12 protein-coding genes and 1 riboswitch are annotated in these 9,779 nt (G+C 67.5%); of the genes, 11 read left to right on the forward strand and 1 reads right to left on the reverse strand.

The window, feature by feature from the left end; translation table 11 throughout:
* From DBR22_RS03690 to hisF, 11 genes are all read left to right on the forward strand, one after another.
* Positions 1-565: methionyl-tRNA formyltransferase (locus DBR22_RS03690; protein ID WP_375134885.1), on the forward strand; the 565-nt coding region annotated here is incomplete at its 5' end.
* Complete coding sequence (locus DBR22_RS03695; RefSeq protein ID WP_108597836.1) at positions 562-2,148, forward strand: RsmB/NOP family class I SAM-dependent RNA methyltransferase; 1,587 nt, start codon at positions 562-564, stop codon at positions 2,146-2,148. The genes DBR22_RS03690 and DBR22_RS03695, both read left to right, overlap by 4 nt.
* 21 nt (positions 2,149-2,169) lie before the next feature.
* Positions 2,170-2,850, forward strand: a complete 681-nt coding sequence (rpe, locus tag DBR22_RS03700; RefSeq protein ID WP_108597837.1) for a ribulose-phosphate 3-epimerase — start codon at positions 2,170-2,172, stop codon at positions 2,848-2,850.
* Positions 2,851-2,890: 40 nt separating this feature from the next.
* Positions 2,891-3,043, forward strand: a riboswitch (FMN riboswitch).
* A 173-nt stretch (positions 3,044-3,216) separates the two neighbouring features.
* Positions 3,217-4,335 carry a bifunctional diaminohydroxyphosphoribosylaminopyrimidine deaminase/5-amino-6-(5-phosphoribosylamino)uracil reductase RibD gene (gene ribD / locus DBR22_RS03705; protein ID WP_108597838.1) on the forward strand — a complete coding sequence of 373 codons (1,119 nt, stop codon included), beginning with the start codon at positions 3,217-3,219 and terminating at the stop codon, positions 4,333-4,335.
* Positions 4,335-4,970, forward strand: a complete 636-nt coding sequence (locus tag DBR22_RS03710) for a riboflavin synthase (protein WP_108597839.1) — start codon at positions 4,335-4,337, stop codon at positions 4,968-4,970. The genes ribD and DBR22_RS03710 overlap by 1 nt, the downstream gene beginning before the upstream one ends.
* Entirely contained in the window at positions 4,967-5,665 is a 699-nt protein-coding gene (gene ribB, locus DBR22_RS03715; RefSeq protein WP_108597840.1) for a 3,4-dihydroxy-2-butanone-4-phosphate synthase, read from the forward strand. The genes DBR22_RS03710 and ribB overlap by 4 nt, the downstream gene beginning before the upstream one ends.
* An 11-nt stretch (positions 5,666-5,676) precedes the next feature.
* Positions 5,677-6,387, forward strand: coding sequence for a GTP cyclohydrolase II (gene ribA / locus DBR22_RS03720; protein ID WP_108597841.1), 711 nt, complete (start codon positions 5,677-5,679; stop codon positions 6,385-6,387).
* A 36-nt stretch (positions 6,388-6,423) separates the two neighbouring features.
* Complete coding sequence (ribH, locus tag DBR22_RS03725; RefSeq protein ID WP_108597842.1) at positions 6,424-6,909, forward strand: 6,7-dimethyl-8-ribityllumazine synthase; 486 nt, start codon at positions 6,424-6,426, stop codon at positions 6,907-6,909.
* Positions 6,910-7,028: 119 nt separating this feature from the next.
* Complete coding sequence (locus tag DBR22_RS03730; protein ID WP_028270786.1) at positions 7,029-7,292, forward strand: phosphoribosyl-ATP diphosphatase; 264 nt, start codon at positions 7,029-7,031, stop codon at positions 7,290-7,292.
* 93 nt (positions 7,293-7,385) lie between these two features.
* Positions 7,386-8,246, forward strand: a complete 861-nt coding sequence (hisG, locus tag DBR22_RS03735) for an ATP phosphoribosyltransferase (protein WP_108597843.1) — start codon at positions 7,386-7,388, stop codon at positions 8,244-8,246.
* Between the two features lie 34 nt (positions 8,247-8,280).
* The gene (hisF, locus tag DBR22_RS03740) at positions 8,281-9,057 is read left to right on the forward strand and encodes an imidazole glycerol phosphate synthase subunit HisF (RefSeq protein ID WP_108597844.1); all 777 of its coding nucleotides are present in this window, start codon (positions 8,281-8,283) and stop codon (positions 9,055-9,057) included.
* Between the two features lie 132 nt (positions 9,058-9,189).
* Here the strand turns inward: hisF and DBR22_RS03745 are convergent.
* Positions 9,190-9,779 (reverse strand): TIGR03085 family metal-binding protein (locus DBR22_RS03745; protein ID WP_108597845.1); only part of this gene is annotated, 590 nt, incomplete at its 5' end.

The raw sequence follows: 9,779 nt of genomic DNA on the forward strand, positions 1-9,779 counted from the left end.
GCAGGAACGTCACGGCGCCGGCGACGACGTCACCGGCGCCGTGACGTTCCTGCTGGAGGAAGGACTGGACACCGGACCTGTCTTCGGGACGCTGACTGAAAGTGTCGGGCCGGATGACACTGCGGGGGCGCTGCTGGAGCGGCTCTCCCACAGCGGGGCTGTCCTGCTGACACAGACCCTCTCAGCGGTCGAAGCAGGCAAGGCGGCCCCGCAGGCCCAGGTGGGCGAGGTCTCCCTGGCACCCAAGCTGACCCTCGAGGACGGCAGGCTCCACTGGAACCAGCCGGCACTGGCAATCGGGCGGCGTGCCCGCGGGGTCACTCCCGAGCCTGGCGCGTGGACCACACTGGACGGCCAGCGGGTCAAACTGGAACCGGTGAGGCTGCGGCCGGAGGCCCCCGACCTGGCCCCCGGTGAGGTCAGCCTCGACGGCAAGAGCGTCCTGGTGGGAACGGGATCCCACGCGGTGGAACTGACCAGGATCCAGCCCGCAGGCAAAAAGATGATGGCCGCAGCCGACTGGGCCCGCGGAATGGCAACACTTGAAAGCGTGGTATTCGAATGAGCGAGTCCGGCGGCAATGCAGGCGGCAGCGGGAGAGGTGCCGGCGGGAGGGGCGCCCCACGCGGCGGACGCGGGAAAGGCGGGCCGCGGGACGGCAGCCAGCGCAACGCGCAGGGCCGGGAGCGGAACAGGCCCGCCGAGCGGAGCTTTACGGGCAGTGCACCCTCCGAACGCACCCGGCGCGCGGATCCTGCGCGGCTGGTGGCCTTTGAAGTCCTGCGCGCGGTCAGCGCCGAGGACGCCTACGCCAACCTGGTCCTTCCGTCCCGGATCCGCCATCACGGCCTGGACAAACGAGACGCCGGCTTCGCCACCGAACTCAGCTACGGCGCGTTACGCGGGCAGGGCACCTACGATGCCATCCTGGCCCGGTGCGTGGACCGTCCGCTGGACCAGCTCGATCCCGCCATCCTCGACGCCCTGCGGATCGGCGTCCACCAGATCCTGGCAATGCGGGTACCGGCACACGCGGCCCTGGACCAGACGGTCGGGCTGGCCCGGGCAGTGATCGGTGCCGGGCCCTCCGCCCTGATCAACGCGGTGCTGCGGAAGGTCACGGCCCACACCCTGGAGGAGTGGCTGGAGCTCCTTGTTGCCGGCGAAACCGACGAAACCAGGATCGCGTCCCTGCGCTACGCCCACCCCGAATGGATTGTCCGCGCCATGCGCCAGTCCCTGGTGGCACACGGCCGGTCCGCGTCGGAAATCAACGAACTCCTTGAGGCGGACAACGCCGCTCCGGTAGTAAACCTCGTTGCTCTGCCCGGGCTGGGAAGCCTTGACGAAGCCTTGGAAAACGGAGCCACTCCCGGTGAACTGGTGGAAGGTTCTGCGCTCTCCAGTGGCGGCGACCTTGGCCGGCTCTCCTCCGTACGTGAAGGCAGCACCCGCGTCCAGGACGTCGGCTCCCAGCTGGTGGCCCGTGCCATGGCCGCGGTGGACCTGGCACCGCGCCCTGCAGCAGGTCCCGGGGCAGACGCTACCGAAGAGGCCTGGCTGGACCTGTGCGCAGGCCCCGGCGGCAAGGCGGCCCTGCTCGGCGCGCTGGCAAACCAGAAGGGCGCAACGCTGCTCGCCAATGAACCGGCTCCGCACCGGGCCAAACTGGTGAGCCAGGCCCTTTCGGCCGTGCCCAGGGACGTTTGGCGGGTCCGGACCGGAGACGGCCGCGACGTCGGAACCGAACACCCCGAATCCTTCGACCGTGTACTGGTTGATGTCCCGTGCAGCGGGCTCGGCGCACTCCGGCGCCGGCCGGAATCGCGCTGGCGCCGCACGCCCAAGGACCTGGCAGACCTGGGACCGCTGCAGCGCGACCTCCTGAAATCCGCCCTGGCCGCTGTCCGGCCCGGCGGCGTGGTGGCTTATGTCACGTGCTCGCCCCACCCGGCCGAAACCACAGCGGTGGTCACCGATGTTCTCCGGAAACGCGATGACCTGGAGCTGCTCGACGCCGGTGCAGTGCTGGATGGCGTGAGCCTCACCGGCCACCTCGGCGCCGGCCACGATTCCACGGCGCAGCTTTGGCCGCACATCCACAGTACGGACGCCATGTTCCTGGCCCTTATCCGCAAGAAGGCCTGACCTGAAGTGAAAGGTTCCCCTATGCCGCAGTGCTGCATCAACCCGAGCATTCTGTCCGCCGACTTCGTTAACCTCGAAGCCGAACTGCAGCGCATCAGCACCGCGGACGCCGTGCACGTGGACGTGATGGACAACCACTTCGTTCCCAACCTCACCATCGGGCTGCCCGTGGTCCAGCGGATCCAGGCCGTCAGCCCCGTTCCGCTGGATGCCCACCTGATGATCTCCGACGCCGACCGCTGGGCACCGGGTTTTGCCGACGCAGGCCTGGCCTCGGTGACGTTCCACGCCGAGGCGTCCATCGCACCGGTCAAACTGGCACGCGAACTCAGGGCCAGGGGAGCCAAGGCTGGTATGGCGCTGCGGCCCGCCACGCCGGTGGAACCCTACCTGGACATGCTCTCGGAACTGGACATGCTCCTGATCATGACGGTGGAACCCGGCTTCGGCGGCCAGGCCTTCCTTGACCTGACCTTGCCGAAGATCCGCCGGGCCCGCGAAGCCATTGACGGCTCCGGAATCGGCGTGGCCATCCAGGTGGATGGCGGCATCACGGAAGAAACCATTGTCCGGGCAGCGGAGGCCGGGGCGAATGTCTTCGTCGCGGGCTCCGCTGTTTATGGTGCCCAGGACCCGGCCGCGGCCATCGCGCGCCTGCGTGAAGCGGGCAGCGCTAAGTTACGTGCCGGGTCGGGGGAATAGTCTGGACGCCGCGCAGGTTATGGCACAATAGCAACACACATTACGTGCTCCGGGGTCGGTGTAAGTCCGAACCGGCGGTGACAGTCCGCGACCCGCGAGCCGGTGCCTTTCCCTCGGGAATGGACCCGGCAGACGGTTGAACCGGTGAAATTCCGGTACCGACAGTTAAAGTCTGGATGAGAGAAGCACGTACAGCTGTATTCGCGGCGTCCCATGGCGCCGTGGCCCTCTGCTGTCGTATACCCCCGGAGCCATCGCGGTTCTGACGGGAAGGAACGACAGACACATGAACCCCTTGCGATGGCTCTTTGAAGCCAGTTTTTCCCATGCGCCGGTAGCGGACGCCTCCGGACCGGTGGTCGCCATATGACCCGGAACGATGTTGTGACGGCGTTCAGCCGTGCCGAAACCGCTGCCATGGACGCTGCGCTCGAAGCAGCCCTGCGCGGACCACGCGGCGCTAACCCGCTGGTGGGCGCCGTCGTCATCGATAACGAGGGCCGCCAGCTGGTGACCGGCTACCACCGCGGCGCCGGCACCCCCCACGCTGAAGCTGACGCGATTACCCAGGCAACTGCGGCGGGGCTGGACCTGCGTGGCACCACCATGCTGGTCACCCTGGAGCCGTGCGACCACTGCGGCCGCACCGGCCCCTGCACCCAGGCCATCATCGGGGCAGGAATCGCTGACGTGGTGTACGCCGTCGATGATCCGCATGACCCCGCCGCGGGCGGCGCAGCAACGCTGCGCGAGGCCGGCGTGAGGGTGCGGAGCGGGCTCGCGGCCGGTGAGTCACTGGCGCTTAACCGCCAGTGGTTCCAGGCCGTGGCGGAGCAGCGCCCGTTTGTGACGCTGCACATCGCGCAGACGCTGGACAGCCGGATCGCGGCCGAGGACGGGACCAGCCAGTGGATTTCGTCCCCCGAATCGCTGGCCGATAACCACGGGCTCAGGCGCCGGATCGACGCCATCCTGGTGGGGACCCAAACCGTCCTCGTGGACAACCCGCGCCTGACCGCCCGTGACGCCACCGGGGCAATGGCCGGCAAGCAACCGCTCCGGGCAGTGATGGGCCTGCGTGAAGTGCCGGCTGATGCAACTGTCCGCGGCGAGGACGGGCGCATGCTCCACCTGCCCACCCGCGACCCGCGCGAGGCGCTTTCGCTCCTGTACGCAGAAGGCATCCGTCACGTCATGGTGGAAGGCGGCTCGCGCATCCTCAGCGCATTCCTGGCCGCCGGTCTGGTGGACGAACTCATTGTCTACGTTGCTCCCACCCTGCTGGGGTCCGGCACTCCTGCCCTGAGTGGACTCGGAATCACCACCCTGGCGGACGCCCGCCACTGGGACTGGGATCCGTCCGACGGCGGAGCCGTCCTCACCCTCGGCCGGGACCTGAGGCTGCACCTCCGCCCTGAAACAACCGAAGCTTTAGAACCACAACCATCCCGCCCTGCCGCGGAACCAGCCATGGGAGGCTACTGATGTTTACCGGAATTATTGCCGAACAAGGACAGGTTCTGTCCGTCGAGCGGGACGGCGATGCCAGTGCAACCCTCCGCCTGAGCGCCCCGGCCACCACAGAGGGGCTTGCCCTCGGAGGCTCCATCGCCGTCAACGGTGTCTGCCTGACGGCCACCGCGATCGACGGCAAGGAGTTCAGCGTCGATGTCATGGGCGAAACCCTCGTCCGCAGCACCATCGGCGAGCTCACTGCCGGCGATTCGGTGAACCTCGAACGCTGTGTCCCGGCCGGCGGCAGGCTGGACGGCCACGTGGTCCAGGGCCACGTCGACGGCGTCGGGCAACTCCTCGAACGCGAGGCACTCGGCAACTGGGAGCGCCTCCGTTTCGGCGTGCCCGCCAACCTCGCCCGCTACATCGCGGAAAAGGGCTCCATCGCGATCGACGGCGTCTCGCTCACCGTCACCGCGGTCAGCCCGGCCGCGGAACCGGAACCGTGGTTTGAAGTGGGGCTGATTCCCACCACGCTCGCTGAAACCGGCCTGGGGGCAAAGGCAACGGGCAGCCGGATCAACCTTGAAGTGGACGTGCTTGCTAAATACACCGAGCGCCTCCTCGCGTTCAGCACCGGAGCAGCCGCCGGAGGCACCCGATGAACGCCACGGTCCGGCTGGAGCCGGCCACCGAGGCGCGCCGGGGACTTGACCCGGTGGAGGATGCTGTCCGCGCCATGGCCGCCGGGCGGCCTGTGCTGGTGGTGGACAACGAGGACCGCGAGAACGAAGGCGACATCATCTTCGCCGCCCAGCATGCCACTCCGGCCCTCATGGGCTGGACCATCCGGTACAGCTCCGGCGTCATCTGTGTGCCACTGGCGGGGGACCGTGCCGATGCCCTTGCCCTGCCGCCCATGGTGGCCGTCAACGAGGACGCGAAGGGCACCGCCTACACCGTTTCCTGCGATGCGGCCGTGGGCGTCAGCACCGGCATCTCTGCCACAGACCGCGCCCTGACCGCCCGGGTGCTGGCCGACCCCGCCTCCGGCCCTGCGGCAGTGACCCGGCCCGGGCATATTTTTCCGCTCCGTGCTGTTGACGGGGGAGTGCGGGAACGCCCGGGCCACACTGAAGCGGCCGTGGATCTTTGCCGGCTTGCCGGACTGGAACCAGTGGGTGTTATCGCCGAGGTGGTGTACGACGACGGTGAAATGATGCGGCTCGACGGGCTGCGGGCTTTTGCCGCTGAACACGGGTGCCCCCTGATCTCGATCGAGGATCTTGTGGTTTACCTTGAAGCGGGGGCCACGGCTCCCGCCGACAGTGACACCGGGCCGGGCGCCCGGGCGGAGTAGAGGAGAGAACGATGACGGCTTCAGGACACCAGAACGGCCATCACCAGGGGGCAGCCGGCAACGGCCACGAGGCTCACTACCCTGTGAGCGCCGGTCCCATTGTGCAGCTGCCGACGGCTTTCGGGGAGTTCGTGACCCAGGCGTGGACGGACCTCGTCACCGGTGCCGAACACCTTGCCGTCAGCTCACCGAATCCGCCCAAGGAGGGCATTGCGCCTCTGGTCAGGCTGCATTCGGAGTGCCTGACGGGCGATGTCTTCGGTTCTTACCGCTGTGACTGCGGCGAACAGTTGGCGTACGCGCTGGAGATGATCAACGAGTTCGGCGGCACGCTACTTTACCTGCGCGGGCAGGAAGGCCGGGGGATCGGCCTGGCCAACAAGATCAAGGCCTACGCGCTCCAGGAGGCAGGCTTTGACACTGTGGAGGCCAACGAGCAGCTGGGCCTGCCGGTGGACGCCCGCTGCTACAAGGCTGCCGCCCAGATCCTGGCGGAGATGGGACTCCATGAGATCCGCCTCCTGAGCAACAACCCGGACAAACAGAACAGGCTTGCCAAGGCCGGCGTGAAGGTGGTGGAGATGGTTCCCACCGAGGTGCCGTCCCGCGACCAGAACATCCGCTACCTGCAAACCAAGAAGGACCGCATGGAGCACCGGCTGACGCTGGATACCCATGTTGCGACGGTGCCCGGCGCCGGCGCTGCCACCTTTGACGACTAATCACCCCAAGAGAACTGAACGGATCACGATTCACGCATGAGCGGACACGGCGCACCAGATATTGACCTCACCACCCTCAGCCCGGCCGAAACGTCGCAGCTCCGGCTGGCCATAGTTGCTGCCAGCTGGCACACCCAGATCATGGACGGGCTCCTGGACGGTGCCCTGCGTGCCGCCAAAGACGCCGGCATCAGCGAACCCACGGTGCTCCGCGTTCCGGGGGCCTTCGAACTTCCGGTGGCGGCCGCGCGGCTGGCACCGCACTTTGACGCGGTGGTGGCGCTCGGCGTCGTCATCCGCGGCGGCACGCCGCACTTCGAGTACGTCTGCCAGGCGGCGACGTCGGGACTGACCGATGTCAGCGTCTCCACCGGGGTGCCGGTTGGCTTTGGCGTCCTGACGTGCGACACCGAGCAGCAGGGCCTGGACCGTGCGGGGTTGCCCGGCTCCAGCGAGGACAAGGGCCATGAAGCAGTGACGGCGGCACTGGCCACCGCCGTCCTCCTGAAGCAGTACAAGTAGCAGCCAGCGTCAGAAGCAACCCTGCGGGATGCGGGCGCGGTGTGTGTTCACTCACACCGCGTCCGTCATGCAAGTCCCCGACAGGCGCCGTCCGGGCCGCAGCAAGTAGGCTGTAGGGCGTGAAGAATTTCGAGACGCTGTTCGCTGAACTGAGTGAGAAGGCAGCCACCCGCCCGGCAGGCTCCCGCACCGTCGCAGAATTGGAGTCCGGAGTCCACGGCATCGGCAAGAAGGTCGTGGAGGAAGCAGCCGAAGTCTGGATGGCTGCCGAGTACGAATCCGACGAAGCCGCGGCCGAGGAAATCTCCCAGCTGCTCTACCACCTGCAGGTTCTGATGCTCGCCAAAGGCCTGACCCTGGAAGACGTCTACAAGCATCTGTAGCCACTGCGGCACGCCGGCGGTACCACCGCGCCGCGCGTGCCCTGCGTGGCCAGTTTGCCTGATCAACAGACCTCCCAACCAAGAAAGACCCCCATGCTGCGAGTAGCCGTCCCCAACAAGGGCTCCCTGTCCGAAGCCGCCTCCGCCATGCTGTCCGAGGCCGGTTACCGCCAGCGCCGCGACACCCGCGAGCTGGTCATGATGGACCCTGACAACGACATTGAATTCTTCTTCCTCCGCCCGCGGGACATCGCCGTCTACGTCGGCCGGGGAACGCTCGACGTCGGGATCACCGGCCGCGACCTGCTGCTGGACGCCGAGGTGGAGGCCGAGGAACTCCTTCCGCTGGGCTTCGCCGCGTCCACGTTCCGCTTCGCCGGTCCCGTGGGCGACTTCGCCAAGGTGGAGGAGTTGGAGGGCAAGCGCCTCGCCACCAGCTACGACGGACTGCTCCGCGGCTACCTCGCCGAGCGCGGCGTCAACGCCAAGGTGGTCCGCCTCGACGGCGCCGTGGAATCCTCGGTGCGGCTGGGCGTTGCTGACGCCATCGCCGACGTCGTCGAAACCGGCAACACCCTCAAGGCCGCCGGCATGGAAATCTTCGGCGAGCCGATCCTCAAGTCCGAGGCCGTGCTGATCCGCCGCACCGGCGAAGGCGGCGCTGCGAACGGCACCGCCAAGGAGATCGAGGTCCTCATCCGCCGCCTGCAGGGTGTCCTGGTGGCACGCCAGTATGTGCTGATGGATTACGACATCCGCAAGGAGCTGGTGGAACAGGCCGCGGCTCTGACGCCCGGCCTGGAATCGCCCACGGTCTCCCCGCTGCGCGACTCCGAGTGGGTGGCTGTCCGGTCCATGGTCCCGAAGAAGGAAACCAACCGGATCATGGATGAGCTTTATGACCTCGGCGCCCGCGCCATCCTGGTCAGCAGCATCCACGCCTGCCGCATCTGAGCCAAGAGACCATCCAAGAATTCCAGGAGTACCCATGGCTGTAGCTGTACGAGTCATCCCGTGCCTCGACGTCGACGCCGGCCGCGTCGTCAAGGGCGTCAACTTCGAGGGACTCCGTGACGCCGGCGACCCCGTGGAGCTCGCCCACCGCTATGACAACGCAGGCGCTGACGAGCTGACCTTCCTGGACGTCACGGCGTCCTCGGGCAACCGCGAAACCACGTTCGACGTCGTCCGCCGTACCGCGGAGGAGGTCTTCATTCCGCTGACCGTGGGCGGCGGTGTCCGCGGCGTGGCGGAGGTGGACAAGCTCCTGAGGTTCGGCGCTGACAAGGCCTCCATCAACACCGCTGCGGTGGCCAGGCCGGACGTCATCAACGAAATTTCGCGGCACTTCGGCTCGCAGGTGCTGGTCCTGTCCGTGGACGCCCGCCGCACCCGCCCCGGGTCCGAGCCCACGCCGTCGGGTTTTGAAGTCACCACCCACGGCGGCCGCACCGGCACCGGCATCGATGCCATCGCGTGGGCCAGGGAAGCCGCCGACCGCGGCATCGGTGAAATCCTGCTCAACTCGATCGACGCCGACGGCACCAAGGACGGGTTCGACCTGGAGCTGATCCGCCTTGTGCGGGAGGCCGTGAAGGTCCCCATCATTGCCTCGGGCGGCGCCGGCGAACCCGCCCACTTCCCGCCGGCTGTGGCTGCGGGAGCTGACGCCGTCCTGGCGGCGTCGATCTTCCACTGGGGCCCGGACGACATGATGTCCCAGGTCAAAAACGCCATCCGCGAAGCAGGCTTCGAAGTCCGCTGACCGCCCGCTTCAACAGCAACGCGGGGTCACTTTCCGCCCGATAAACGAAGGTTTTCGGGCGTAAAGTGACCCCGCGTTGCTTTGTGAGAGGCAGCTGGTTGTCAGAGGCCGACGTCGGCGGACCGGTGGGTGTTAGAGGCCGACTTCGGCGGACTGGAGGAGCGCGACGGCGTCCGGCTGGCCTTCGAAGGTCACCAGGGCATGGCGCGTGCGGCCATGGGCGTGCATCAGCAGCTCGCCGGGCTCGCCGACGATCGCCACTGACACAGGTGCGCGTTTGGCTACGTGCCGCGGGCCGGAAGGGCGCACCAGCACAATGCCGAGATCCACTCCGCGGTACAGGATGGCCGCCCGTTTGATGAGTTCGTCCCAGAGCGCATCCGAGTAGGCCTCGTCGAGGGCCCGGGGGGCCCAACGGTCCACGGCACGCCGGATGTCCTCCGTGTGGACGAAGTACTCGATCAGGTTTGAACTTTCGTCCAACGCCTTGATGTTCATGGGCGAAAGCGCCGGCGGGCCCGCCCGGAACGTGTTCACGAGCCCGGTGTAGTCATCGGTGGTCTTCAGTTTCGCCGCGAGCTTGGCGGTGGCGCTGTCCGAGGCCTTGGACAGCCTCTTGATGATCAGGCCAAGGCCCACAGCCGCTTTGCGTTCGCGGAGGTAAAGGTGCGCGGCAAGGTCCCTGGTGCGCCAGCCTTTGCAAAGGGTGGGGGCATCAGGGC

Source organism: Arthrobacter sp. HMWF013 (assembly GCF_003061105.1).
In the GTDB taxonomy this organism is placed as follows: Bacteria; Actinomycetota; Actinomycetes; order Actinomycetales; family Micrococcaceae; genus Arthrobacter.